Here is a 25564-nt window from a genome sequence, read left to right on the forward strand (position 1 = left end):
ACATACAACTACTTGATTTTCCTGTGTAAAAAAATATTTGTGAACACGTGTTGACTGAAAATGGTGGTCGCGGTAAAAAGTGCACACTTGTAAACATTCGGAGTTGGTCATGCACTTGGAGACGCGTTTCGACACCGCCGGCTGGATGCGCCGTCTGGGCAAGGCCCTGGCCACGCCCTTCGACCCGGAGGACTACCTGGCACTGTTCGACGCTCGCCATTCGGCCCGGGAAATCCGCGCCCGGGTGCACCGGGTGCGCCGCGAAGGCGACCGGGCGGTGACCCTGGAGCTGGCGCCCAACCGGCTCTGGAGACCGCATAAAGCGGGCCAGCATGTGATGCTTGGCGTGGATATCGGCGGGGTGCGTCACCAGCGTTGCTTTTCCCTGTCCTCGGCGCCCTCCGACCCGCGCCCGGCGATCACCGTGAAGCGCCATGGCCCCGGCGGCGTCAGTGACCACCTGGTGAACCACTGCCGGGAAGGGGACCTGGTCACTCTGTCCCCGGCCACCGGTGACTTCGTGCTGCCGGAAGCCGCACCGGAGCGCATTCTGTTCCTTACCGCCGGCTCCGGGGTAACACCTGTTCACAGTATCGTGAAGTCCCTGCTCGCGTCCAACTATGAGGGACAGCTGGTCTGGGCCCACTTCGAGCGTGGCTATCACCAGTGGCTCCTCGGCGAGAGCCTGCGTGGCCTGGCCTTGGACGATCGTCTCGATTTCCGGCTGGTGCTCACCGGCGACACGCCCCGGGACGGTGACCAGGCCGGTCGCCTGAATGAACACTGGCTCACCGAACAGGTGCCGGACGCCGCCGGGCGCACGCTGTTCACCTGTGGCCCGGAAGGCTTCCTGGACACGGTGATCGATTGGCACCGGCGGCACGGTCTCGCGCCCCTTTTCCACGAGCGTTTCCAGAGCGCGCCGGCCAGCGGCGGCGACGGCGGCCGGGTGCGTTTCGCGCGCAGCGGCGGCGACGTCCAGGCCGAGGGCGCCCAGTCGCTGCTGGAAGCGGCGGAGGCCGCCGGCCTGCGGCCCAAGCACGGCTGCCGCATGGGCATCTGCCATACCTGCAAGTGCCGCGTTACCCGGGGCCGGGTGCGCGACCTGCAAAGCGGCGCCCGCCGGGAACTGGCCGATCAGGAAATCCGAATTTGCGTGCACGGCGCCGATGGCGACGTGGAACTGGATCTCTAAGGAGGTTTTGCATGAACGCCAAGGTAGAAGAACTGGATCCGATTATCCTTGAACGGGGTGGCACCCGGCTCACCCGGTCCCAGGTGGAGGCCTTCGGCCGCGAGATCGACGCCCTCCGCGAGGAGATCATGAACGACCTGGGCGAGGCGGACGCGCGCTACATCCGCCGTTTGGTGAAGACCCAGAAGGGCATGGAACTGGCCGGCCGCGGCCTGCTGTTCCTGGGCGTGCTGCCGCCGGCCTGGCTGGCCGGCACGGCGCTGCTGTCGGTGTCCAAGATCCTGGAGAACATGGAAATCGGCCACAACGTGATGCACGCCCAGTGGGACTGGCTCAACGACCCGGCCCTGGATTCCTCCACCTACGACTGGGACAACACCTGCCCGGCGGAGCAGTGGAAGCATTCGCACAACTACATGCACCACACCTTCACCAACGTGGTGGGCAAGGACCGGGACGTGGGCTACGGCATCATGCGCCTGTCCGACGAGCAGCGCTGGAACCCGCTGTACCTGTTCCAGCCCGCCTACAACTGGGTGCTGGCGGCGCTGTTCCAGTGGGGCGTGGCGTTCCACGACCTGGAGTACGAGAAGCTGCTCAAGGGCGAGAAGAGCTGGGCGGAATACCGGGTGCAGCGGCGCAAGATCATGAAGAAGGTGCGCAAGCAGGTGCTCAAGGACTACCTGCTGTTCCCGGCCCTGGCCGGGCCTTTCTTCCCGTTCGTGTTCGCCGGCAACCTGAGCGCCAACCTGGCCCGTAACCTGTGGGCCTATCTGATCATCTTCTGCGGCCACTTCACCGAGCACGCGGAGATGTTCACCGAGGAGGAGATCGTCGGCGAGACCCGGGGCCAGTGGTACCTGCGTCAGCTGCTGGGTTCCTCCAATCTGGAAGGCGGGCCGCTGTTCCATATCATGAGCGGCAACCTGAGCCACCAGATCGAGCACCACCTGTTCCCGGACATGCCGTCCAACCGCTACCGCCAGGCGGCGCCCCGGGTGCGCGCCATCGCCGAGCGCTACGGGCTGCACTACAACACCGGCCGGCTGAGCCGTCAGTTCGGCACCGTCCTCAAGCGGATCCACCGGCTGGCGCTGCCCGGTCGCCGACGTGCGAATTCCGCACCGGTGTGATGTGGTTCCGGGTCCCATGACGGTATGCTAGTCTGCGGACTTGGTGTTTACCGTTGGGGAAGTTGCAAAAGGATGGCAGAACTGACCGATTCCGGCGTGCTCCTGCGAATGGCGTACCGGGCCATGCTCAACGCGGATATTGATGCCGACGCGGTGCTGGCCGAACTGGGCCTGGACCGCTCGATACTGGACATACCGGATTTGCGCACGCCCCACGATGGCCAGGAATGGTTCTGGGAGGCGTTGGAAAAGGTGTCCGGCGACCCCCATGTGGGCCTGCATCTGGGCAAGCACATTCCGGTGTACAAGGGGCAGGTGCTGGAGTACCTGTTCCTCTCCAGCCCCAATTTCGGCGAGGGCCTGGACCGGGCGCTGAGCTACCAGCGGCTGCTGTCCGACGCCGCCAGCGCCGAGCTGTTCCGGGAAGGCGACCGGGTGTTCCTGCGGCAACCGTTCTGGGGTCGCCGCCTGTCGCACCTCAACGAATGCGTGATGATGGGCCTGATCAAGTTCTTCCGCTTCGTCACCGACGACGCCTTCGAGCCCCTGGAAGTGCACTTCGGCCACACCATCCAGGGCGACCTGCTGGAATACGAACGGGCCTTCGACTGCCCGGTGAAATTCGACATGCCGTCGGTGGGCGTCTACTTCGACGCGGCCCTGCTGTCGCTGTCCTCCGCCCACCACGAGCCGGAGCTGCTGCGTCTCCACGAGCAGCTCGCCAGCGAGCAGGTGGCGCGCCTGGAGAAGCAGGACCTGGTGGCCCAGGTGAACCGGCTGATCGCCGAGTTGCTGGAATCCGGCCACGCCAATCTGGAAGAGGTGGCGGAGCGGCTCGGCATCAAGGCCCGCCAGTTGCGCACCCGGCTGGCCGACGCCGGCACCAACTTCAACCAACTGGTGGCGGATTACCGCTGCAAGCTGGCCAAGCGCCTGCTGGCCGGCACCGATGAATCCATCGACGAGATCGTCTATCTCACCGGCTTTTCCGAGCCGTCCACCTTCTACCGGGCCTTCAAGCGCTGGGTGGGCATGACGCCCATCGAATACCGGCGCATGAAGGCCGAGGAAGACGCCGCCGAGGCGCGCGGCGAGCTCTGATCAGCGCGGGCCGTCGCGCCCGCTGTCCTCCTCGTTCTCGTCCAGGGTCAGCGGGCGGCGCCGCTGGTCGCCGTCGTTGGCCGGCTCCCGGTCCACGCTGGCGTCGCCGTCGTAGACGTTGCCGCCGCCGGGCCCGCCTCGCCACCGAGTGCTCTGATAGAAAAACACGCCGCCGTTGCCGCCCCGGGAGGCGAACGCCTGCACCGCGCCGCGCCGGATCAGCCGCTCCGCCAGGGCGCGGCGGGTGAACGGCAGCAGCAGCACGAAGCCCAGGGCATCGGTGATGAACCCGGGGGTGATCAGGAAGGCGCCGCCGAGCAGCAGCATCATGCCCTCCACCAGCTCGCGGCCGGGCATCTCGCCCCGGTTCATGCGCTCATTGAGCCGCACCCAGGTATCCAGCCCCTGACGGCGGAACAGCACGCTGCCGATCAGGGCGGTGGTCACCACGGCGACGATGGTGACCGGCCAGCCGATCACGTCCGCCACGGCGGCAAGCACCATCACTTCCACCAGGGCGAAGATCAGAATGGTCAGAAAAACACGGCCGAAGCCCATGGGCACCTCGAAAACATTACGGTTTCCTCAGAGGTGGCGGCGAAGCGGAGGGATTCAAGGGGGAGCGGGCGGAGGGAAAGGCCGGTTGGGGCAGTTGTAGGAGCGGCTTCAGCCGCTCCTACAGGGGCGCCCGCCAGGGACGCCCGCCGATCCAGTGTCAGGCGCCCAGCATCATCTGGCCGCAGACGCGCACCACGTTGCCGCTCAGGCCCTGGGCCGCGGGGCTGGCGAAGAAGGCGATGGTTTCCGCCACGTCCACCGGCTGGCCGCCCTGGTTCATGGCGTTCATGCGCCGGCCGGCCTCGCGGATGGTGAAGGGAATGGCGGCGGTCATCTGCGTTTCGATGAAGCCCGGCGCCACCGCGTTCACGGTGATGCCCTTGTCGGCGTACTCCTCGGAGTAGGTGTCGATCATGCCGATCACGGCGGCCTTGGAGGTGCCGTAGTTGGTCTGCCCCAGGTTGCCGGCGATGCCGGCGATGGAGCTGATCGAGACGATGCGGCCGCCGTCGCCCAGGGCGCCGTCGGCCACCAGCTGTTCATTGATGCGCAGCTGGCTGGCGATGTTGATGTTCAGCACCATGTCCCAGAAGTTCTCCGGCATGTTGCCGAGCATCTTGTCGCGGGTGACCCCGGCGTTGTGCACCAGGATATCCAGGCCGCCCATCTTGCGGGCCGCCTCGGCGATCACCCGGGGCGCCTCGTCGCTGGTGATGTCCAGCTCCAGGGTCTGGCCCTGGATTTCCTCGGCCACCTTGTTCAGGTCCTCGGCCATGGGCGGAATGTCCAGCACCGTGACCTCGGCGCCATCCCGGGCCAGCACCCGGGCGATGGACGCGCCGATGCCCCGGGAGCCGCCGGTGACCAGGGCTTTCTTGCCGGCCAGGGGCTTGTCCCAGTCGAAGGCGTCGGCGTCGAAGCCGGAGGCGCCCACGCGCACCACCTGGGCGGACACATAGGCGGACTTCGGTGACAGGAAGAAGTGCAGCGGCGCGGCCAGCTGGCTCTCGGCGCCGGCGTCGCAGTACACCAACTGCACCGTGGAGCCTCTCTTGATTTCCTTGCCTACGGAACGGGTGAAGCCCTCCAGGCCGCGTTGCGCCACCCGGGCGGCGCCGCCCAGGGTTTCCGGGGTGCGGCCGATCACCAGCACCCGGGCGCATTTGTCCAGTTTCTTGATCACCGGATGGAAGAACTCCCACAGCGCCTTGAGCTGCTCCGGGGTTTCAATGCCGGTGGCGTCGAACACCAGGGCCTTGAACTTGCTGTCGTCTTCCTTGGTGGCGGTATAGTTGTCGGCGCTGACGCCGGCGGCGGCCGCCTGCTTCTGCAGGTCGCTGGCGTTGCCGGTGTTGGCGAGCACCGCCGGTTGCGCTTCCGGCGCGCCCTTGAGGGTGGCGAAAACGGTATCCACGGCGCTGGACCCGGGGGCGGCACCCACCAGCACCCGGCCGCTGATAAAGGATTTCTGGCCGGGCTGCCAGCGTTCGAGAATCACCGGAATGGGCAGATTGATGGCGTTGAAAAGGGCCTTGCCCATGGGGGAGTTGGCAATCGTCTGATAGGTATCGCTCATGATCCTGTCCTTTGCCGTGCGATGTGTAGTGAGGGCGCGTATTGAAGCACCCACCTCGAAAAGGTGTATTGACCGGCCGGAAAAGCCGGTAGGCGCCCAAGCCAATGAGGCCGTGCGGGGGGGAGATAGACTGCGCTCATCTGTTAATCTGGCGGTCCCGACCCGGAGACGCCACTGTGGAGGACTTCAACTATGCTGGCAGGTGATAACGTACGCAAGGTGGCCATCGTCGGTGGCAACCGCATCCCCTTTGCCCGCTCCAACACCGCCTATTTCGAGGTGGGCAACCAGGACATGCTCACCGCCGCCCTGAACGGCCTGGTGGATCGCTTCAAACTCCACGGCGAGCGCATGGGTGAAGTGGCCGCCGGCGCGGTGATGAAGCACGCCAAGGACTTCAACCTGGTGCGCGAATCCGTGTTGGGCTCCAAGCTGGCCCCGGAAACCCCCGCCTACGACCTGCAGCAGGCCTGCGGCACCGGCCTGGAAGCGGCCATCCTGGTGGCCAACAAGATCGCCCTGGGGCAGATCGACAGCGCCGTGGCCGGCGGCGTGGACACCACCTCCGACGCGCCCCTGGGCGTCAACGAGCAGGCCCGCAAGATCTTCATGGAGATCAACCGCGCCAAGAGCACCGGCGACAAGCTCAAGCAGGCGGTCAAGCTGATCAATCCTAAGCTGATGATCCCGGACATCCCCAAGAACGGCGAGCCGCGCACCGGCCTGTCCATGGGCGAGCACCAGGCGATCACCGCCGCCGAGTGGGGCATCACCCGGGAGGCCCAGGACGAGCTGGCCTGGCGCTCCCATCAGAACCTGGCCAAGTCCTACGAGGAAGGCTGGCAGCAGGACCTGATGAGCCCGTTCCATGGCCTGGAGCGTGACAACAACATGCGCCCGGATTCCACCGTGGAGAAGCTGAGCACCCTGAAGCCGGTGTTCGGCGGCCCGGAGGGCACCATGACCGCCGCCAACTCCACGCCGCTCACCGACGGCGCCTCGGCGGTGCTGTTGGCCAGCGAGGAATGGGCCGAGCAGCGCGGTCTGCCGGTGCAGGCCTACATGACCCACTGCGAAGTGGCCGCCGTGGATTTCGTCGGCAAGAAGGAAGGGCTGCTGATGGCGCCGGCCTACGCGGTGCCGCGCATGCTGGCGAAGGCCGGCCTGACGCTGCAGGATTTCGATTTCTATGAAATCCACGAGGCGTTCGCGTCCCAGGTGCTGAGCACCCTCAAGGCCTGGAACGACGAGACCTTCTGCAAGGAGCGGCTGGGTCTGGACAAGCCCCTGGGCGAGATCGACACCAGCAAGCTCAACGTCAAGGGTTCATCCCTGGCCGCCGGTCACCCGTTCGCCGCCACCGGCGGCCGGATTCTGGCCAACGCCGCCAAGCTGCTCAATCAGAAGGGCTCCGGCCGCTGCCTGATCTCCATCTGCGCCGCCGGTGGTCAGGGCGTGGTCGCCATCCTGGAAAAATAAGTTGAAAGTGAAAAGTTAAAAGGAGAAAGCGCGGGCACGGCCTGGCCGAAAAGGCGAGGCCCTGCGCCGCGTTTCAACTTTCAACTTTCAACTTTGTTGTCTAATCAACCCCTCCTGGGCCACCGAGGCCACCAGCTCCCCGGCGCGATTGAAGATGCGCCCCCGCGTGAACCCCCGCCCGCCGGTGGCGATGGGGCTTTCCATGTCGTAGAACAGCCAGTCGTCCAGCCGCACCGGCCGGTGGAACCACAAGGTATGGTCCAGGCTGGCCACCTGCATGTCCCGGCTCAGGAAGGTGACGCCGTGGGGCAGCAGGGCGGCGCCCATCAGGCTGTGGTCGGACACATAGGCGAGCATCGCCTGGTGCAGCAGCGGGTCGTCGCTGTCCAGGCCGGTGGCGCGCAGCCAGGCCTGGCGCACCGGCGCGCTTTTCTCGGGACGCAACGGATGGCGCCGGGTCACCGGGCGGATCTCGATGGGCTTGCGACGCAGCAGGGCGGCGCGGAAGTTCTCGGAAATGTCCTCGCCTTCCAGAAAAGCGGCGGTCACCGCCTGTTCGGTGTCCAGCTCTTCCGGGTCCGGCGCCTCGAAGGTGGCGGTCTGGTGTTCCGGGCCTTGCTCGGCCTGGTGGAAGGACACCGACATGTCGAAGATTGGCCGGTCGCGCTGCTCCGCCACCACCCGGCGGGTGGAGAAGGTGCCGCCATCGCGGACCCGCTCCACCCGGTAGATGACCGGCTCGCGGACGTCGCCGGGGCGCAGGAAGTAGGCCTGCAGGGAGTGCGCGGGGCGCGCCGCCACGGTGCGCGACGCGGCCGCCAGGGCCTGGCCGATGACCTGTCCGCCGAAGATGCGAGGCCCGACGATGTTGCGGCTTTCGCCCTGGAAGCGGTCTTCGTCCAGGGGCGTCAGGTCGAGCAGGGCGAGCAGATCGGGCAGGTCGGTGTCCATGGCGTATCCTTGTTGTGGGAATTGTGGCTTATAAAAATGAAAGCGAATTTCAAAAAGACAACTTCACCCCAGTCGGCGCCCCATTGCAAGCGGGCCGGCCGTTCAGCTTGCGTTCAGGATCGCTTCAGGGAGAATTAAGCGAGCCGTCGTATCGTGAAAACCGTACCCAGGCGGTACGCACGATAACCGGCAGCGCCGAGCCGCGTTGCCCCGATGAGGAAAGGAGACACTCATGAACGCCATCAACAAAACGCTGCTCGCCACCCTGATTGCTTTCACCGGCGCCACCACCGTGGCCCACGCCGACGATGTCGGTCCCGAGCAGGTGGTCAAGCTGGTCAATGACGGCACCATCCAGTCCTTCGAGAAACTCAATCAGGCGGCCCTGGCCAACCACCCGGACGCCAAGATCGAGGACACCGAGCTGGAAGAGGAATACGGCCGCTACATCTACCAGGTGGACCTGCGCGACGCCCAGGGACAGGAATGGGACGTGGAGCTGGACGCCACCAACGCGGAAATCCTGCGCGAGGAACGGGACGACTGAATGCGCCCTGATACCCTTCAACGCATGGGAAAGGCGGCCTTGGCCGCCTTTCTGGCGTGTCTGGTGGCCGCCCCCGCCGGCGCCCTGGACGTGGACCAGGACGAGGCCCTGCGGCTGCGCCAGAGCGGCGAGGTGCGTTCCTTCGAGGCGATCCTGGGCGTGGCCCTGGAGCGCCACCCCGGCGCCCGCCTGCTGGAAGCGGAGCTGGAGCGCGAGGACGGCGAGCTGGTCTATGAACTGGAATTGCTCACCGGCGACGGCGTGGTCCGGGAAATGGACATCGACGCCCGCAGCGGCGAGATCATCGAGGACGAAGTGGACGACTGATGCGCCTGTTACTGGTGGAGGACAGCGTCGATCTGGCCGATCAGCTGATGCCCATGCTGCGCGACAACGGCTACGCCGTGGACTGGCTGGCGGACGGCCGCGACGCCCTGGTGCGGGCCCATGACGAGCCCTTCGATCTGGCCATTCTCGACCTCGGCCTGCCCGGTCTGGACGGCCTGGAGGTACTGCGCCGCTGGCGCGACGAGGGCCTGGCCATGCCGGTGCTGATCCTCACCGCCCGGGACAGCTGGGCGGAGCGCGTGGACGGCCTGCGCGCCGGCGCCGACGATTACCTGACCAAGCCCTTCCACCCCGACGAACTGTTGCTGCGCGTGCAGGCGGTGCTGCGCCGCAGTCACGGCAGCAGCGGCGGCGGTCGCCTGGAAGCCGGCGGCCTGGCCCTGGACGAGGCGCGCCAGTCGGTGTGGGACGGCGACCGGGAAATGGAACTCACCGGCGCCGAATTCCGCATGCTGCGCTACTTCATGCTCAACCCGGACCGGCTGCTTTCCAAGGCGGCGCTTACCGAGCATCTCTACGATGGCGAAAGCGAGCGTGACTCCAATGTGGTGGAGGTGCACGTCAACCGCCTGCGCCGCAAGCTGGGCCGCGACACCATTCAGACCCGGCGCGGCCAGGGCTACCTGTTCGTCGGCCATGGGGCGGCGTGACCATGGGCCACCCGTCCATTGGCCGGCGGCTGGGCCTGAGCCTGTTCGTCAGTCTGCTGCTGGCCGGGGTGCTGGTGGGGCAGGCGGCGCTGTGGTGGCTGGACCGCGAGCAGCGCCAACTGAGCGGCCGCCAGCTGCGCGAGGAGGCCGCCAGTGTCCTGGCCGCCATCGTCACCGGGCCCGGCGGGCCGGTGCTGAACGAGGACATGCTCGATCCGGCCTACCGCAAACCCCTGTCCGGGCGCTATTTCGTGGTGCTGATCGGCGACCAGCGCTGGCGCTCCCGGTCGCTGTGGGACGCGCGCCTGGCGTTGCCGGACCACACCGGCATGGACACCGGGCTGCGCCCCGGCCCCGGCGGCCAGAGACTGCTGCGCTATCGGGCGGAATTCCGCCGCGACGACCGGCCGCTCACGGTGGTGGTGGCCCAGGACTACGGCCCGCAACTGGCCAAGTTCCAGGAACTCAAACACGCCGCCCTGGCCGCCTGGGTGGTGCTGCTGGTGGCACTGGCCCTGGCCCAGCAGGCACTGATCCGCCATGGCCTGCGGCCGCTCAAGAGTGCCCGCCGGCAGATCGAGCAGCTGCGTGGCGGCCGCCGCGGGGAACTGGACGAGAAGGTGGCGGCGGAACTGCGCCCGCTGGTCACCGAGATCAACCGCCTGCAGCGCCATACCGAGCAGCAGCTGGCCCGCTCCCGCCATGCCCTGGGTGACTTGGGCCACGCCCTGAAGACGCCCCTGGCGGTGCTGCGCAACCGCTGCGACGACCGCCTGCGCCGGGAAGCCCCGGACCTGTACCGGCTGCTCAGCGAGCAGCTCGACCAGATCGAAAACACCGTGGGCCGGGCCCTGGGCCGCGCCCGGGTGGCCGCCGGCGCCACCGCCGCCACCCGCTTCGAGCCGGCCCAGGACCTGCCGGTGCTGCTGGACACCCTGCGCCGTGCCCATGACCGGCCCCTGACACTGAGCGCCAGCGGCCAGGATCTGCCGCCCCAGCCGGTGGAACGGGACGACATGCTGGAACTGCTCGGCAACCTGCTGGACAACGCCTGCAAATGGGCCGCCGGCGAGGTGCGCCTGACCCTGGAGCGGGACGGCGGGGATCTGTGCGTGACGGTGGACGACGATGGCCCCGGCATCGCCGCCGACCGCCACGAAGCGGTGCTCCAGCGCGGCCGCCGCCTGGACCAGCGGGTGGCCGGCCACGGCCTGGGACTGGCCATCGTCAACGACACCGTGGACGCCTACGGCGGCACCCTGGAACTGGGCGAATCGCCCCTGGGCGGCCTGCGGGTGCGCGCCCGCCTGCCGCTGCCGGACTGAACCGGGCGCCGATCTGGAACTTTCGTCCCGGTTTGCTTGCCTCTCCTTGAATCACCCAATTGATTGAACCACCCAACCAAGGAGAAGGGACCATGCGACTGTTCTGGATATTGCTGGCGGCGCTGCCGCTGGCGCTGAGCCCGCTGTCGCGGGCCGCCGACCAGCCCGCCTTCGACGCCCGCCTGAGCGGCTACGATTACCCCTACCCGGTGAAAACCCTGGCGCTGGACAGCCAGGACCAGACCCTGGAAATGGCTTACATGGACGTGCGCCCGGAAACGCCCAACGGCCGCACCGTGCTGCTGCTGCACGGCAAGAATTTTTCCGGCGCCTACTGGAAGGACACCATCGAGGCCCTGGTCGCCGACGGCTACCGAGTGGTGGCGCCGGACCAGATCGGCTTCGGCAAATCCAGCAAGCCGGCCCGCCACCAGTTCACCTTCCACGCCCTGGCGGACAACACCCGCGCCCTGCTGGATCACCTGGAGGTGGACGACGTCACCGTGGTGGGGCACTCCATGGGCGGCATGCTGGCGACCCGCTTTGCCCTGATGTACCCCGAGCGCAGTTCCTCCCTGGTGCTGGTCAACCCCATCGGCCTGGAGGACTGGGAGGCCAAGGGCGTGCCCTACCAGCCGGTGGACGCCTGGTACCGGGGCGAGCTGAAGAAGAAGCCGGAGCAGGTGAAGCAATACATGACCGCCAGCTATTTCGACGGCGAATGGAAGAGCGCCTACGACCCCTTGCTGACGATTCAGGAAGGCTGGATTCGCGGCCCGGACTACCGGCGGGTGGCGTGGAACTCCGCGCTCACCTACGACATGATCTTTACCCAGCCGGTGGTGGACGATTTTCCGCGCCTGGACCTGCCCACCCTGCTGATCATCGGCACCCGGGATCGCACCGCCCTGGGCAAGGGCCGGGCGCCGGAGGCGGTGCGCGATGAACTGGGCCTGTACGAGCAACTGGGCGAGCGCGCCGCCCAGCGCATCCCCGACGCGGAACTGGTGGAGCTGGCGGACATCGGCCATGTGCCCCAGTTCGAGACCTTCGACCGCTACATGGAAGCCCTGGAAACCTTTCTCGAGGGCAACGGCCGGAACGGGAGCGACTGATCAGCCGCGGGTGAGGCCGGCCAGCATCAGCGTCACCGCCTGATCGCTGACCGCCTCCATGTCCTCGCGGCGCAGGTAGATGCCGTCCAGCAGCAGGCGGCACAGCCCGTGCAGCGTGGCCCAGCTGGCCTGGGCCACGCGCAGCGGGTCGGCGCCGTCGCGCGGGCCGCCGAGGCGCTCCACCCCCATCGCTTCCACGTAGCGCCGGAAGCAGCCATGGGCCACCCGGGTCAGCGCGGCGCTGGGCCGGCCCGCCTTCCACAGGGTACGCCCGAACATCAACTCGTAGCGCTCGCCATCCTCGCTGGCGAAACGCAGGTAGGCGCGCACGAAGCGGCGCAGGCCCGGTTCCGGATCCGCCGGGTCCAGGGACAGCTCGTCGATCAGCCCCTCCAGACGCTGGAAACCCCGCTCCGCCAGGGCGCAGAGCAGGGCGTTCTTGTCCTCGAAATGGTGGTAGGGCGCGGTGCGCGAGACCCCGGCCCGCTCCGCCAGGCGCCGCAGGGACAGGCCCTCCACGCCCTGCTCGCGGAGCAGAACGCCGGCCTCGCGCAGCAGGGTGTCGTGGAGGTCGCCATGGTGGTAGCGGTCGGGACGGGACATGGGGTTCCTTGGTTGAATCTTGACGGCGTCAAAATAGCACCGTATCTTGACGGCGTCCAGATTAGCCAGGCCGGCCCGCCGGCCCAGCCACACCCGTATTCGGGAAGGAGAACGACATGGTGGCCAACGCCTACCCGCACCTGCTGTCCCCGCTGGATCTGGGGCACACCCAGCTCAAGAACCGGGTGATCATGGGGTCCATGCACACCGGTCTGGAAGACCGTTTCTGGCAGTACCCCAAGCTGGCGGCCTATTTCGCCGAGCGGGCCCGGGGCGGCGTGGCGCTGTCGGTGACCGGCGGCATCAACCCCAACCGCCATGGCTGGTTCTACCCGCTGTCCGGCACCTTCAACCGCAAGCTGGACATCCGCAACCACCGCAAGATCACCGAGGCGGTGCACAAGGAAGGCGGCAAGATCGCCCTGCAGGTTCTCCACGCCGGGCGCTACAGTTACCACCCGTTCTCCCGTTCCGCGTCGGCCATCAAGAGCCCGATCAACCCGTTCAAGCCCAAGGCCATGAGCACCCGCGAGGTGAAAAAGACGGTGCGCGATTTCGCCCGCACCGCCGAGCTCGCCAAGCAGGCCGGCTACGACGGCGTCGAGATCATGGGGTCCGAGGGCTACCTGATCAATCAGTTCACCGCGCCGCGCAGCAACCGGCGCACCGACGAATACGGTGGCAGCGCCGAGAACCGGCGCCGCTTCCCGGTGGAGATCGTCGAGGAAACCCGGCGCCGCTGCGGCGAGGATTTCATCATCATGTACCGGCTGTCGGTGATCGATCTGGTGCCGGACGGTTCCACCCGCGAGGAAGTGCTGGATCTGGCCCGCGCCATCGAAGGCGCCGGCGCCAGCCTGATCAACAGCGGCATCGGCTGGCACGAGGCCCGCGTGCCCACCATCGTCACCTCGGTGCCCCGGGCCGCCTTCGTGGAGGCCACCCGCCAGGTGCGCGAGGTGGTGTCGATTCCGGTGGTGGCGTCCAACCGCATCAATGACCCCGAGGTGGCCGAACGCATCCTCGCCGAGGACCAGGCCGATGCCGTGTCCATGGCGCGGCCGTTGCTGGCTGACCCGGACTTCGTCAACAAGGCCGCCGAGGGCCGCGAGGACGAGATCAACACCTGCATCGCCTGCAACCAGGCCTGTCTGGATCACACCTTCGAACTGAAGCGCGCCTCCTGCCTGGTGAACCCGCGTGCCTGCCACGAAACCGAGCTGGTCTATCTGCGCACCGCCCATCCCAAGAAGGTGGCGGTGGTGGGCGCCGGCCCGGCGGGCCTGGCCTGCGCCACCGTGGCCGCCGAGCGCGGCCACGACGTGACCCTGTTCGACCAGGCCGACCGCATCGGCGGCCAGTTCAACATGGCCAAGGTGGTGCCCGGCAAGGAGGAGTTTCACCAGACCCTGCGTTACTTCGGCAAGCGCATCGAGCGCACCGGCGTGAAGCTGGTGCTGGGCCGCCGGGTGGAGCAGGGCGAGCTGGAAGCGGAAGGTTTCGAGGAAATCGTCATCGCCACCGGCGTGCTGCCGCGCCGGCCGGGTCTCGAGGGCATCGACCACCCCAAGGTGGTGTCCTACGTGGATGTGCTCACCGGCAAGGTCACCGTGGGCGACAAGGTGGCCATCATCGGCGCCGGTGGCATCGGCTTCGACGTGGCGGAATTCCTCGCCGAGGCCCCCCGGGAGGGCGCCCAGCCGTTGCCGGAATGGCTGGCGGAATGGGGCGTGGATTTCCAGGCGGAAACCCGTGGCGGCCTGGTGGAGAAGCACGCGGAGAAACCGGTGCGCCAGCTTTATCTGCTGCAGCGCAAGACCAGCACGCCGGGCAAGGGGTTGGGCAAGACCACCGGCTGGGTGCACCGGGCCACGCTCAAGGCGCGCAACGTGGAAATGCTGGCCGGCTGCCAGTACGACCGGGTCGACGACCATGGCCTGCACATCACCCAGGATGAAAAACAGGGCCTGCTGGACGTGGACCACGTGGTGATTTGCGCCGGCCAGGAATCCCTGCGTGAGCTGTACCAGGAAGAAGACGCCCGCTATCACCTGATCGGCGGCGCGGAACTGGCCGCCGAGCTGGACGCCAAGCGCGCCATTAAACAAGGCTCGGAACTGGCGGCGCGGCTGTAGCCGCGCCGCCAGTTCAGTTAACAGTTAACAGTGAATAGTTAACAGCTAACGTCAAAACAGGAAGGCGCGGGCAGAGTCCGCGCCTTTTTTCATTCACTGTTCACTTTTAATTGTTCACTATTAACTGCCTCACTTCACTTCAGTTCCTTGGAGCTGAGGCCCAGGATGCGGCGGGCGATGATCAGCTTCTGAATCTGCTGGGTGCCCTCGAAGATGTCGAGAATCTTCGAATCCCGCGCCCATTTCTCCAGCAGCTCGTCCTCGGTGTAGCCCACCGAACCGGCCAGTTCCACGCAGCGCAGGGTGATCTGGTTGCCCACCCGGCCGGCCTTGGCCTTGGAGATCGACGCTTCCACCGAGTTGGACTGCTTGTTGTCCGCCATCCAGGCCGCTTTCATGGCCAGCCAGTAGGCGGCTTCCCATTCGGCCTCCATGCGGTACAGGTCCGCCTCGGCGGCGCCGACCGTGTCCACCGGCTTGCCGTAGTCGTAGTCGATGGCCTCGGCGAGCAGCTCCCGGGTGCGCTCCAGGGACGCCTTGGCCACGCCCAGGGCGAAGCAGGCCACCAGCGGGCGGGTGTTGTCGAAGGTCTCCATGACGCCGCCGAAGCCCTTGGTGTCCACCTCCGGATTGCCGAGCAGGTTTTCCCTGGGCACCCGGCAGTCGTTGAAACTGATGGCGGCGGTGTCCGAGGCGCGGATGCCCAGTTTCTTTTCCAGGCGCGCCAGCTCCATGCCCGGCGTGCCCCATTCCACCACGAAGGATTTGATCGCCGCCCGGCCCAGCTTCGGGTCCAGGGTCGCCCACACCACCACGCAGTCGGCCCGTTCCCCGGAGGTCACGTAGATTTTCTCGCCGTTGAGCACGTAGTGGTCGCCGTCTTCCCTGGCGGTGGTGCGGATCGCCGCCGAGTCGGAGCCGGCGCCCGGTTCGGTGATCGCCATGGCCGCCCACTTGCCCTGGAAACGCTCCAACTGCTCGTCGGTGGCCACCGCGGCGATGGCCGCGTTGCCCAGGCCCTGGCGGGGCATGCCGAGCAGGAAGCCGGTGTCGCCGTAGCAGAATTCCAGGGCGCCCAGGCAGGTCATCATGTTGGCGCCGTTCTTCACCGAGCCGTCGTCCCTCACCTTGCCCTTGCCGGTCTGGCTGGCGCCGGCGGAGTTGGCCGGGTCGCCTTCGTTGAAGCCGTCCAGCACCGAGGCCACCATGTCCAGTTCCTTGGGGCGCTCGTGCTCGGCGCGGTCGTACTTGCGCGAGATCGGCCGGAAGCTGTTCAGCGCCACCTGGCGGGCGTTGTGGATCACCGGTTTGAATTTTCTGGGAATTTCGATGTTCATGTGCCGTCCCCTTACAGATGCAGTCCGCCGAAGGCCACGCCGATGGCGCGCAGATCCCGGTACCAGCGTTCCACCGGGTATTCGTGGGTGAAGCCGTGGCCGCCCAGCAGCTGGACGCCGTCGGTGCCGATTTGCATGGCCTTTTCCTTCACCAGGGTGCGGGCCAGGTGCGTCTCGCGCTGGAAGCTCCGGCCCTGTTCCGCCCGGCAGGCCGCCCGGTAGGTGAGCATGCGCATGGATTCCAGCTCGATGGCGATGTCCGCCACCATGAACGCCACCGCCTGGCGGTGGCTGATCGGCTCGCCGAACGCCTGGCGCTCGTTGACGTAGGGAATCACGTAATCGAGCACCGCCTGGGCGGTGCCCACCGCCAGCGCGCACCAGCCCAGGGTGCCCAGGTCCACGAACGCCTGGTAATCGAAGTCGTCGCTGCCCAGGCGCTGGTCCGCCGGCACCCGCACATCCTTCAGGTACAGGGGCCGTTGGGCGCTGGCGCGGATGCCCATGGACGGATCGTCGCCGGCGGTGAGGCCGTCGCTGCCGCCCTCGACGATGAACACCGTCGGGCCGTCCTCGGTGGCCGCCGCCACCAGGAACAGCTCCGCCTCCGCGGCCAGGGGCACCAGGGACTTTTCGCCGTTGAGCACCCAGTGGTCGCCGTCCCGGGTGGCGGTGGTGCGCAATTGTTTCGGGTCGAACAGCGGACGCGGCTCGCACAGGGCGATGGTGGCCAGCGGTGGCGCCTCGTCGGCGAAGGGCGTCAGATACTTGTCCTGCTGCAGGGCGGACCCCCAGTGGGTCAGGGCATTGGCCACGCCCATGGGCGCCAGGATCGCCACCGCCTGGCCCATGTCGCCGCGGGCCAGCTCCTCGGCCACCAGCATGCCGGTGACCGTGGAGCGTTCGGCGGCGGCGCCGCCCAGGGATTCCGGCACGGCGAAGAAGTTGAGGCCCAGTTCCCGGGCCTGGGCCTGCACATCGTCGCCGGTGCGCTGGGCGGCGTCCGCTTCCTCGGCCCGCTCGCGCAGCACTTCCTCGGCGAAGCCGCGCACGCTGTCGCGGATCATCCGTTGCTCCTCGGTGATGCCCAGATCGAACAGATCCGTGGTCTCGCCGGGGGCGTGCAGCCGTTGGGGTTGGTCCGGGTTGCCCTTGCTCTTGAAGGCGCGGGCGCTGGTGGTGATCACCTGGAAACCGCTCTTGGTGAGCCGGTAGGCCAGCCGTTCGGCGCCTTGCCGCATGCCCAGCCGGTCCAGAAACTCGGAGCCGGCGAGCCGGTTGAGGGCGCTCAGCGCGAAGCCGATCGCGTCTTTGGCCATGGTCGGGGTCCTGTTTGGAAAGCGATCACCGGATTATCGGTCAGTGACGGCCAGGACCATTGACTCCCTTGCCTGGCGGCGCGGGCGACGCAGCCAGCGCGGCGGCGCTGGGGCGCTGTTCAGGGTGGGGGCGGGGTAGTAGGCTCCGGGAGGGCGTTATTGCGCTTGCGTCGCGATCATCGGCGTCGGGTATCGCGACTGAAGTCGCTCCCACGGTGCCATTGGTCCATGGTTGTTCTCATCCGCGCATAAAAAAGGGCCGGCGAATGCCGGCCCTTTTCGTTGCGCGTTGGCGAGGGGTTTAGTCCTCGTACTGCGCTTCCTCGGTGGTCGCCTTCATGATGGCTTCCACGCGGCGGTTCTGAGCACGGCCGTCGCGGCTGCCGTTGTCGGCGATCGGACGTTCCTCGCCGTAACCGACGGTGCTGATGCGCTCGCCGTCGATGCCGAACTCACCCACCAGCACGTTTTTCACCGCGTCGGCACGCTTCTGGGAAAGCTGCTTGTTGTACGCGGCGGAGCCGGTGCTGTCGGTGTGGCCTTCAAGCACCAGATTCGCGGACGGGTACTGGTACATGCGCTCGGACAGGTTTTCCAGTTCCGGGTAGGAGGTTTCGCGAACCTCGGCTTTGTCCAGGCCGAACTGAACGTACAGGGTTTCCTTCACGTCCTTGGTCAGGTACTCCTGACAGCCTTTCTCGTCGACCTTGGCGCGGGCCGGGGTGTCCGGGCACTGGTCCTTGCTGTTGACCACGCCGTCGCCGTCGTCGTCCAGTTCACAGCCGGTGGCGTCCACCTGGGCGCCGGCCGGGGTGCCCGGGCAGCGGTCGTTGTTGTCCGGAACGCCGTCGCCGTCGCTGTCGGTGGCGGCTTCGGTCACCGGCTCCGGTTCTTCGTCGTGGGACGCGCCCACCAGCAGGTTCAGGCCGGCGTAGACCTCACCGTCCCAGCGCTCGGTGCGGAAGCTGTAGGTCGGGCGCACGCCCACGTCCAGCAGGAAGTTGCTGGCCAGCGCGGTTTGCATGCCCGCTTCCAGGCCGCCGGTGGCTTCCTTGAAGTCGTCGCTGCTTTCGCTGTTGAACTCGGTGCGGGTCTCGCCGCCGCCGATACCCAGATAGGTTTCGAAGGCGGAATCGTCGTTACCGAAGTGGCGGCGCAGGCTGGCGAAGTTTTCGCGCAGGTACACCTTGCCGCTGCTGGTGGCCATGTTGTTGCGCTGGTAAGTGGCCTGGATGGACCAGTTTTCGTTGAAGCGGTAACCGATCTGAGCCCCGGGAAGGGTCACGGTGTCCTGCTCGTAGGCGGAATCGCTGATGTACCCGTCGCCTTCGTAGTGATCACCGATGTCCAGCCATTGCTGGCCCACGTGACCACCCAGGTAGAAGTAGCGATCCGGGATGTCGTTGGCGACGGCCGTGGTGGCCAGACCCAACGTTGCGCAAGCGATGCTGGAGGCGAGAAAACGTTTAGCGTCCATAACTCCTTCCTTGTTGTCTTGTAGGCAGAAAAACAGTGTCCGCAGTTTTGCCTCACGGGACGGTACTGTAAATGCTTCCATGAAAGCTTAATAAAAAAATTTACAAAGAACGGGAACCGGCGGCGGATAAACGAATTTTTTTGTAAAAATTAATCGTTTTTGATGGGGAAAAAGACTGATATGAAAAGACCATCAGGCGGTTTCATGAGGGCGGTGTTCGTTACGGCTCTGGTACAGCATGTAGTCCGCTTCGTTGAGCAGGGCGTTGAGCTGGCGGCCGCTGTTCTCGGTGCAGGCGGCGCCGATGCGGATCTCGAACTCCACCGGTTGCTCGCCGTCCTGGATCTGGATGGTGGCGGTCAGGGCTTGCAGACCCTGGGCCATGTGCAGGGCGTCGTCGTAGTCGGTATGCGGCAATACCAGCAGGAACTGGGCGCCGTCGATGCGCCCGAACAGGTCGCTGTCGCGGATCTTGTCGCGGATGCGCTCGGAAAACACCCGCAGCAGGGAGTCGCCCAGATGGCGACCGTGGCGGTCGGCGATGTCGCTGAAATCGACGATGTCCACCAGCAGGATGGACACCGGGTAGTCGTGACGCTGGCTCAGCGACAACTCCCGCTCCAGCATGTCCAGCAGGTGGGGGCGGTTGAACAGGCCGGTGAGGTGATCCTCGCGGGCCTGCTGGCGCAGCAGACGGTTTTCCCGGCTCAGCGCCGACAGGCGCGAGAGCATCGGGTAGCACACCGGCGGTACCAGCAGCAGGGGGATCAGCAGCGCCAGGGTAATCGCCGCCAGCCAGTCACGCTGGCCGGTGAGCAGCACGCCCACGGTGGTGATCAGCAGCGACAGCACCAGACCGCCCAGGGTATAGGCGGCGGTCAGCCGCAGGGCGAAGAAACGGTCGGTGTTGTGAACCGGCGCGGCCTGGCTGAAGCGACCTTGCGGCGCACTGGCCATGTGAAACCCCCAAACAGAGATGGAACCGTTGTTTGGGTGAAAGTATCCGGTGTCCCCGGAGGGGGTGCAAGCGCGGCTCAGGCGCCGCCGGAGAGCAGGGCGTCCTTGAGGTTATCGGAGTAGGGATCCTCGCCGAACCAGATCGACAGGTAGGCGTCGGCGAAGTCGCGCCCCTGTTCCCGGGCCAGCACTTCCCCATTGAGGCGCAGCACCAGGGACTGGTCCCGGTCGTAATCCAGGGTATAGCGGTCGCCATCATTGGTGGTGCGGTAGTGCCGGTTGAAGGCGTCGAGGCGCTGTTGCAGCGCCTGGAAGCGCTGTTCCGACAGGTTGCGTTCGATCATCTCGCGGGCCGCCTTGGCGAAGGCGTCACCGGGCACTTCCCGGTTGTAGCCGAACGCCAGCCGCAGCGGCGGTGCCAGCTTGTCGGCGGCGGCGCAATCCGGGCGGAACAGAGATGCCTGGCCCACATGGAAGAATTTGAGAGCCTTCACCTTGCCGGTGGAACAGCGCGGCAGTTCGTCGAAATCGGTGGCGCCGGCGCCGGTGGCCACCAGCAGCAAGGCGATCAGGGATGCTCTCTTAACCATCGTGTCACCGTTCCCAGAATGGGGAGATGTTGATCCAGGCCCTGGCTGCTGTCCCAGAAATCCTGGTGAAAGATCACCCGGCCCTGGTCGTCGAAACGCAATTGCGAGATGCCGATGGTGCGTGACTGGCGTTGGCTGCCCATGATCGAGAAGTGGGTCTCCATGATCCAGCGCAGGAACACGTCCTGGCCATCACGCCATTGCTGCTGCACGTCCAGGCTCATGTAATCGAGGCGCTTGGCGGTCTTGAGCATATGCTCCTTGAGCGCTTCGCGATCGTAGATGGTGGCCAGGGTGTCGTTGAAATACACCTCGGCGGCGTACACCTCGTCCAGATGGGCGTCGATGTAATCGGCATCGATGGGCGAGTACAGCGCCACGAAGCGCTCCACCGCCGCGTCCGATACCCGGGTGGCGCCGGCGCGTTCGCGCAGCCCCTGCTCGTAGAGCCGGGAGTAGCCGTCGTTGTCGGCGGCGCGGCTGGCGCAGCCGGCGGCGGCGAACAGTACGACCATGAGGGTGAGCAGGGAAGATGTTTTCATGGACGCTACTTTCCACGCCGCCCGGTGAATCCCCTGTGAAGCCGGTTCACAGGCCATTGACGGGGGCGGGGCCAAGCTCGCCGGCATGAACGGATCATTCGCCGCCCTGGCGGTCAATTTCATCGGTTTTCAGTTGCTCTGGTTCGTGGCCGTGTACGGCGCGGCCCGGGGCTGGGGTGCCGCCGCGCTGTTGGTGCTGCTGGCCATGCAAGCCGGTGTATGGGCACTGAACCGGGGCTGGCGCCGGGACGCGCCGCTGCTGGCCATGGGCGCGCTGGCCTGCCTGGTGTGCGAGCCGCTGTGGATGGCGCCGCAACTGATCCGCTACGTGGACTGGTCCGCCGGCTGGCTGGCGCCGGCCTGGATCTGGGCACTGTGGCTGGGCTTCGCGGTGAGTTTCAATTACTGCCTGGCGTGGTTGCGCCGGCGGCTGTGGCTGGCCGCTGTGTTCGGCGCTCTGGGCGGCGTATTCTCGGTGACGGTGGGCATCCGTCTGGGCGCCGCCGACACGCCCCACGGCTGGTGGGCGCTGGCGCTGGTCTACGGCGTGGTGTGGGCGGCGGTGGTGCCCGGGCTGGCCTGGCTGGCCCGTCGACTGGAAGAGGAGCAAAGGGATTATGCCTGAGATGCTGTGGTTCAGCCTGGCGGTGCTGCTGATGCTGTTCACCCTGGCGTGGGCTGTGCAGCGCCTGACCGCCAACGCCGGTTACGTGGACGTGGCCTGGAGCTTCGGCACCGGCATCGTCGGTCTTGGCTACCTGCTGGTGGGCGACGGCGAGGCCTGGCCACGCTGGGTGGCCGGCGGCCTGCTGACCCTGTGGGCCCTGCGCCTGGGCGGGCACATTCTTTCCCGGGTGGTCGGCGAGGGCAGCGAGGACGGTCGCTACGCCGCCATGCGCGAGCGCCTGGGCGGCGCCGCCCAGCCGGTGTTCCTGCTGGTGTTCTGGGCCCAGGCCGGGCTCGCCTGGGCGTTCTCCCTGCCGTTCTGGGTGATCGGCCACCAGCCGGATTTCATTCCCCTGTTCGTCAACCTGGGTCTGGCGGTGGGCGTGGTGGCGATCGTCGGCGAGGCTCTGGCCGACCGCCAGCTGGCGCGCTTCAAGGCGCGCCCGGACAGCCACGGCCGCACCTGTCGGGAAGGTCTGTGGCGTTATTCCCGCCACCCCAACTATTTCTTCGAATGGCTGCATTGGTTCAGCTACCCGCTGATCGCCGCGGTGGCGGCGCCCCACGGCGCCTGGCTGTGGCTGCTGCCGGTGGCCATGTTCCTGTTCCTGTGGTTCGTCACCGGCATTCCCTACACCGAAAAGCAGGCGCTGAAATCCCGTGGCGACGATTACCGCGAGTATCAGCGCACCACCAGCCCCTTCATTCCCTGGAGACCCCGAGCATGATCATTCGCATGGCGGAGTCCGGCCTGTTGCCGGACCGGTTGGTACGCGGCGGTATTCGCCATCTGCTCAAGCGCCGTCTCTCCCAGGAGAGCGGCCGGCGCGAGGACCAGGAGCGTTTGTTCCAGGAGCTCTCCCGGGGGCCGGTGGCGATCGCCCAGGACGAGGCCAACGAGCAGCACTACGAAGTGGATTCCCGCTTCTACGATCAGGTCCTGGGCCCGCACCTGAAGTATTCCAGTGGTTACTGGGGCGACGGAGTCACCGACCTGGCCGGCGCCGAGGAAGCGATGCTGGCGCTCACCGGCGAGCGCGCGGAGCTGGCCAACGGTCAGGAGATCCTGGAGTTGGGCTGCGGTTGGGGCTCGCTGACGCTGTGGATGGCGGCGCACTACCCGGGCAGCCGCATCACCGCCGTCAGCAACTCCGCGTCGCAGAAGGCCTGGATCACCGAGCGGGCCGCCGAGCGCGGCCTGGACAACCTGCGCGTGATCACCGCCGATGTCACCGTGTTCCAGCCGGAGCAGCGTTATGACCGGGTGGTGTCCGTGGAGATGTTCGAGCACATGCGCAACCACCGCGAGCTGATGCGGCGCATCCATGACTGGCTGAACCCGGGCGGCAAGCTGTTCGTGCACATCTTCGTGCACCGCGAGCTGACCTATTTGTTCGAGACCCAGGGCGCCAGCAACTGGATGGGCCGCTACTTCTTCACCGGCGGAGTGATGCCCGCCTTCGACTGGCTGCCGCGCTGTGCCGGCGAGCTGGCCCTGGAGGATCGCTGGGCGGTGAACGGCCGTCATTACGGCCGCACCCTGGAAGCCTGGCTGGCCAAGGCGGACGACCATCGCCGGCCGCTGATCCGTCTGCTGGAGGAAGGTTACGGCGAAGGCGAGGGCGCCGTCTGGCTGCAGCGCTGGCGCATGTTTTTCATGGCCTGCGCGGAACTGTTCAACTATGGTGGAGGCGACGAATGGTTCGTGGGCCACTACCGGTTCCGCCGCGATTAACGTCTGACGGGGATGGCATGACGCGCAAGGGGGTTCAGCACCGGCTTACCCGGGTATTCCTGATCCAGATTTTGTTCATCAGCCTGTCCACGGTGTTCGGGGTCTGGGCCACCGCCCAGATCATCGAGAACGTGCTGGTCAAGGAAGCCCTGATCAAGGAGGCCGAGCATTACTGGACCCTCTACCAGCAGGACGACGACTTCCCGCGCCCCAACACCCGCCATCTGCTCGGCCTTCTCGAAGACCAGGATACCCGGGACGCGATCCCCAAGGCGCTCGCCAGCCTGCCCGATGGCTACCAGCGCGTGGAGCTGGACGGCGAAACACCGATCGTCTACATCGAGCACCGCGGCGACGCCCGCCTGTATCTGATCTTCGACGAAAAACGGGTTTCGGTGCTGGCGTTCCTGTTCGGCATCCTGCCGCTCACCGTGGTGCTGCTGGTGATTTATCTCACCTCCTTCCTGGGCTGGCGTAAATCCCGGGCCCTGGTGTCGCCGCTGGTGCAACTGGCGGAAACCCTGCGCCACACCGACTTCAACGATCCGGAACAGGCGCGCCCCAACCTGGAGCGGGTGGAAGCGGAGCCGGGCAGCGAAGCGGAGGTGTTGCTGGCCTCACTGGACGCCTACGCGGACCGCCTGCTGCGTTTCGTCGACCGCGAGCGTCAGTTCACCCGCGACGCCAGCCACGAACTGCGCACGCCGCTGGCGGTGTTCCGCGCCAATCTGGAGTTGCTCGCCAAACAGGTTGGCGATCGGCCGGTGATCGGCCGCATGTCCGACACCGTGGACGATATGGAATCCCTGGTGGAAACCCTGCTGTTGCTGGCGCGCACCGAGCAGCAACCGGTGGTGGAAGAAGAGCTGGTGGTCAACGACGTGGCGGTGAATCTGCTCGACCGGCTGCAACCCCTGGCGGAGCGTAAGCAGATCCGCCTGCAGGTTCGCCAGACCGCGCTGCTGACCCTGGAAGCCTCGGAAACCGTGCTTAACATCGTGCTCACCAACCTGGTGCGCAACGCCATCAACTACAGCGGCTCCGGCGAGGTCACCATCGTCGTGGCCGAGGGCGCGGTGCACGTGGTGGACACCGGTTCGGGCATGGATGCCGAGGCGCTGGCCCGTTTCCTCAAACCGTTCGAACGCGGCGACAGCAGCGAGGGCGGCCACGGCCTGGGGCTGGCCATCGTGCAGCGGTTGTGCGAGCGGTTCGATTGGGGGCTGGACGTGGCCAGCCAGCCCGGCAAGGGCACGGAAGTGCGGGTGCGCTTCCGCTAGTCGGCCCCGGACCGTTTCAATGCACGGCGCCGTTCAGCAGCACCTCGGGCTGCACCAGCCCCGGCGTGGTGCGCAACGGTTCGTACTCACAGCGCATCAACAATCCCTTGGCATTGAGCGCGTCGAGAAGACGCTCGCGCACCTGTTCGGCGCGGCAGGGGGTGTTTTCGGTGAGCAACACGGCGAATTGATCGTGGCCCAGGTAGGCGGCCATGTCCTGGTGACGGATCAGCGCGGCCAGGGAGTCGGCCACCTCGGCGCGGTCGTCCGGGTTCAGGTTGTCGCCGTGCACCCGCAGCACCACGGCGCTGAGTCCGTAATCCCGGCAGCGCTCGCGCTCCTGATCGAGAATCCGGCCCCAGCCGGTCATGTCCAGCAGGTCGGTGTCCGGATCGCGGCTTTCCTCTTCGAAGAACTCGGCGATGCGCTGCTGATCCAGCCCGGCCAGATTCCACACCAGGGCGGTTTCCAGCAGGTGCGCCTGGCGCAACAGCGCCTCGCGGGCGCCGTCCTGGTCGAGCTCCGGGCGCGGCTTTGGATCCAGAGCGCAGAGGGTGCCGAACAGACGGCCGCGGTGATCGGTGAGAGGCAGCCCCAGATAGGCGCCGATGCCGAGCTGGTCGGTGACCGGCGCGTCGCGGTAGGCTGGCTCCCGGGACACGTCGGTGCAGATCAACGGGCCCCGTTCGCGTACCCGCTGGTAGCACAGCGTATCGCGCCAGCGCAGCAGGTCGCCGCGCTCCAGGTCGTAGCCTTCGCCGAAGGAATTCAGCAACAGCCAGTCGTCGTCGCGGTAGCGCGCCAAAAACCACATGGCCATGCCGAACCGCGACTGCAGATCACGCAGCTGCGTTTCGACGAAGTCCTTGAAAGAGTGACTTTTCCCCCGGTGCATATCGTTATCGTGTCGCCCGCTTTTTGATCGCGCCATTCTGTGCTCGCAGA

At 66.7% G+C, this 25564-nt stretch carries 25 protein-coding genes; 14 read left to right on the forward strand and 11 right to left on the reverse strand.

The features are described 5' to 3' along the window. Positions 1–109 precede the first annotated feature (109 nt). The 3 genes from HMJ39_RS18160 (at position 110) to HMJ39_RS18170 (ending at position 3429) form a co-directional block, all read left to right on the forward strand. The gene (locus HMJ39_RS18160) at positions 110–1195 is read left to right on the forward strand and encodes a flavin reductase family protein (protein WP_194298387.1); all 1086 of its coding nucleotides are present in this window, start codon (positions 110–112) and stop codon (positions 1193–1195) included. An 11-nt stretch (positions 1196–1206) separates the two neighbouring features. Then, positions 1207–2328, forward strand: coding sequence for a fatty acid desaturase family protein (locus HMJ39_RS18165; RefSeq protein ID WP_194298388.1), 1122 nt, complete (start codon positions 1207–1209; stop codon positions 2326–2328). Between the two features lie 72 nt (positions 2329–2400). Further along, positions 2401–3429, forward strand: coding sequence for an AraC family transcriptional regulator (locus HMJ39_RS18170; RefSeq protein ID WP_194298389.1), 1029 nt, complete (start codon positions 2401–2403; stop codon positions 3427–3429). Here HMJ39_RS18170 and HMJ39_RS18175 read toward each other — a convergent pair whose 3' ends face one another. Both HMJ39_RS18175 and HMJ39_RS18180 read right to left on the reverse strand, forming a co-directional pair. After that, positions 3430–3987: an FxsA family protein gene (locus tag HMJ39_RS18175; protein ID WP_194298390.1), complete on the reverse strand. Its 558-nt coding sequence runs from the start codon at positions 3985–3987 to the stop codon at positions 3430–3432. Positions 3988–4144: 157 nt separating this feature from the next. Next, positions 4145–5563 carry a 3-oxoacyl-ACP reductase gene (locus tag HMJ39_RS18180; protein WP_194298391.1) on the reverse strand — a complete coding sequence of 473 codons (1419 nt, stop codon included), beginning with the start codon at positions 5561–5563 and terminating at the stop codon, positions 4145–4147. A gap of 192 nt (positions 5564–5755) precedes the next feature. Between HMJ39_RS18180 and HMJ39_RS18185 the strand changes: the two genes are divergently transcribed. Continuing rightward, on the forward strand, positions 5756–7042 hold the full coding sequence (locus HMJ39_RS18185) for an acetyl-CoA C-acetyltransferase (RefSeq protein WP_161383626.1): 1287 nt from the start codon (positions 5756–5758) through the stop codon (positions 7040–7042). Between the two features lie 87 nt (positions 7043–7129). On the opposite strand, the gene HMJ39_RS18190 is transcribed toward HMJ39_RS18185, so the two are convergent. Then, the gene (locus HMJ39_RS18190; protein ID WP_194298392.1) at positions 7130–7993 is read right to left on the reverse strand and encodes an acyl-CoA thioesterase; all 864 of its coding nucleotides are present in this window, start codon (positions 7991–7993) and stop codon (positions 7130–7132) included. A gap of 232 nt (positions 7994–8225) precedes the next feature. Between HMJ39_RS18190 and HMJ39_RS18195 the strand changes: the two genes are divergently transcribed. The 5 genes from HMJ39_RS18195 to HMJ39_RS18215 all read left to right on the forward strand — a co-directional run bounded on the left by HMJ39_RS18195 (position 8226) and on the right by HMJ39_RS18215 (position 11978). Continuing rightward, positions 8226–8540, forward strand: coding sequence for a PepSY domain-containing protein (locus tag HMJ39_RS18195; protein ID WP_194298393.1), 315 nt, complete (start codon positions 8226–8228; stop codon positions 8538–8540). Beyond that, on the forward strand, positions 8541–8867 hold the full coding sequence (locus tag HMJ39_RS18200; RefSeq protein WP_228462460.1) for a PepSY domain-containing protein: 327 nt from the start codon (positions 8541–8543) through the stop codon (positions 8865–8867). After that, complete coding sequence (locus HMJ39_RS18205) at positions 8867–9538, forward strand: response regulator transcription factor (protein ID WP_161383623.1); 672 nt, start codon at positions 8867–8869, stop codon at positions 9536–9538. Before HMJ39_RS18200 ends, HMJ39_RS18205 begins: the two co-directional genes overlap by 1 nt. Before the next feature lie 2 nt (positions 9539–9540). Continuing rightward, on the forward strand, positions 9541–10863 hold the full coding sequence (locus HMJ39_RS18210) for a sensor histidine kinase (RefSeq protein WP_194298394.1): 1323 nt from the start codon (positions 9541–9543) through the stop codon (positions 10861–10863). A gap of 92 nt (positions 10864–10955) precedes the next feature. Further along, positions 10956–11978 carry an alpha/beta fold hydrolase gene (locus HMJ39_RS18215; protein WP_194298395.1) on the forward strand — a complete coding sequence of 341 codons (1023 nt, stop codon included), beginning with the start codon at positions 10956–10958 and terminating at the stop codon, positions 11976–11978. Here HMJ39_RS18215 and HMJ39_RS18220 read toward each other — a convergent pair whose 3' ends face one another. Beyond that, positions 11979–12581, reverse strand: a complete 603-nt coding sequence (locus tag HMJ39_RS18220) for a TetR/AcrR family transcriptional regulator (protein WP_194298396.1) — start codon at positions 12579–12581, stop codon at positions 11979–11981. A gap of 116 nt (positions 12582–12697) precedes the next feature. Here HMJ39_RS18220 and HMJ39_RS18225 point away from each other — a divergent pair, with 116 nt between their 5' ends. Further along, the gene (locus HMJ39_RS18225) at positions 12698–14716 is read left to right on the forward strand and encodes an NADPH-dependent 2,4-dienoyl-CoA reductase (RefSeq protein WP_194298397.1); all 2019 of its coding nucleotides are present in this window, start codon (positions 12698–12700) and stop codon (positions 14714–14716) included. Positions 14717–14850: 134 nt separating this feature from the next. Here the strand turns inward: HMJ39_RS18225 and HMJ39_RS18230 are convergent, their stop codons facing one another. The 6 genes from HMJ39_RS18230 to HMJ39_RS18255 all read right to left on the reverse strand — a co-directional run bounded on the left by HMJ39_RS18230 (position 14851) and on the right by HMJ39_RS18255 (position 20938). Then, positions 14851–16053: an acyl-CoA dehydrogenase family protein gene (locus tag HMJ39_RS18230; RefSeq protein WP_194298398.1), complete on the reverse strand. Its 1203-nt coding sequence runs from the start codon at positions 16051–16053 to the stop codon at positions 14851–14853. An 11-nt stretch (positions 16054–16064) separates the two neighbouring features. Beyond that, the gene (locus HMJ39_RS18235; protein ID WP_194298399.1) at positions 16065–17372 is read right to left on the reverse strand and encodes an acyl-CoA dehydrogenase family protein; all 1308 of its coding nucleotides are present in this window, start codon (positions 17370–17372) and stop codon (positions 16065–16067) included. A gap of 301 nt (positions 17373–17673) precedes the next feature. Continuing rightward, positions 17674–18849 (reverse strand): OmpA family protein, encoded by a 1176-nt coding sequence (locus HMJ39_RS18240; protein WP_194298400.1) that lies wholly within the window; start codon positions 18847–18849, stop codon positions 17674–17676. Positions 18850–19041: 192 nt separating this feature from the next. Next, positions 19042–19806, reverse strand: a complete 765-nt coding sequence (locus tag HMJ39_RS18245) for a GGDEF domain-containing protein (protein WP_194298401.1) — start codon at positions 19804–19806, stop codon at positions 19042–19044. 77 nt (positions 19807–19883) lie between these two features. Continuing rightward, positions 19884–20396, reverse strand: a complete 513-nt coding sequence (locus HMJ39_RS18250) for a chalcone isomerase family protein (RefSeq protein ID WP_194298402.1) — start codon at positions 20394–20396, stop codon at positions 19884–19886. Further along, the gene (locus tag HMJ39_RS18255) at positions 20375–20938 is read right to left on the reverse strand and encodes a nuclear transport factor 2 family protein (protein ID WP_161383570.1); all 564 of its coding nucleotides are present in this window, start codon (positions 20936–20938) and stop codon (positions 20375–20377) included. The genes HMJ39_RS18250 and HMJ39_RS18255 overlap by 22 nt, the downstream gene beginning before the upstream one ends. An 85-nt stretch (positions 20939–21023) precedes the next feature. On the opposite strand from HMJ39_RS18255, the gene HMJ39_RS18260 reads away from it, so the two are divergent. From HMJ39_RS18260 to HMJ39_RS18275, 4 genes are read left to right on the forward strand one after another with little or no spacing between them, the layout of a single operon-like run. Next, the gene (locus HMJ39_RS18260; RefSeq protein ID WP_194298403.1) at positions 21024–21563 is read left to right on the forward strand and encodes a DUF2878 domain-containing protein; all 540 of its coding nucleotides are present in this window, start codon (positions 21024–21026) and stop codon (positions 21561–21563) included. Beyond that, positions 21556–22332: a DUF1295 domain-containing protein gene (locus tag HMJ39_RS18265; protein WP_194298404.1), complete on the forward strand. Its 777-nt coding sequence runs from the start codon at positions 21556–21558 to the stop codon at positions 22330–22332. The genes HMJ39_RS18260 and HMJ39_RS18265 overlap by 8 nt, the downstream gene beginning before the upstream one ends. Next, on the forward strand, positions 22329–23339 hold the full coding sequence (locus HMJ39_RS18270) for an SAM-dependent methyltransferase (RefSeq protein WP_194298405.1): 1011 nt from the start codon (positions 22329–22331) through the stop codon (positions 23337–23339). The genes HMJ39_RS18265 and HMJ39_RS18270 overlap by 4 nt, the downstream gene beginning before the upstream one ends. Before the next feature lie 17 nt (positions 23340–23356). Then, on the forward strand, positions 23357–24619 hold the full coding sequence (locus HMJ39_RS18275) for a sensor histidine kinase (protein WP_194298406.1): 1263 nt from the start codon (positions 23357–23359) through the stop codon (positions 24617–24619). A gap of 16 nt (positions 24620–24635) precedes the next feature. Here the strand turns inward: HMJ39_RS18275 and HMJ39_RS18280 are convergent, their stop codons facing one another. Next, the gene (locus HMJ39_RS18280; RefSeq protein WP_161383565.1) at positions 24636–25514 is read right to left on the reverse strand and encodes a GAF domain-containing protein; all 879 of its coding nucleotides are present in this window, start codon (positions 25512–25514) and stop codon (positions 24636–24638) included. Between the last annotated feature and the right edge of the window lie 50 nt (positions 25515–25564).

This window comes from Alloalcanivorax profundimaris, from assembly GCF_015265435.1.
Classification (GTDB): Bacteria; Pseudomonadota; Gammaproteobacteria; order Pseudomonadales; family Alcanivoracaceae; genus Alloalcanivorax; species Alloalcanivorax profundimaris.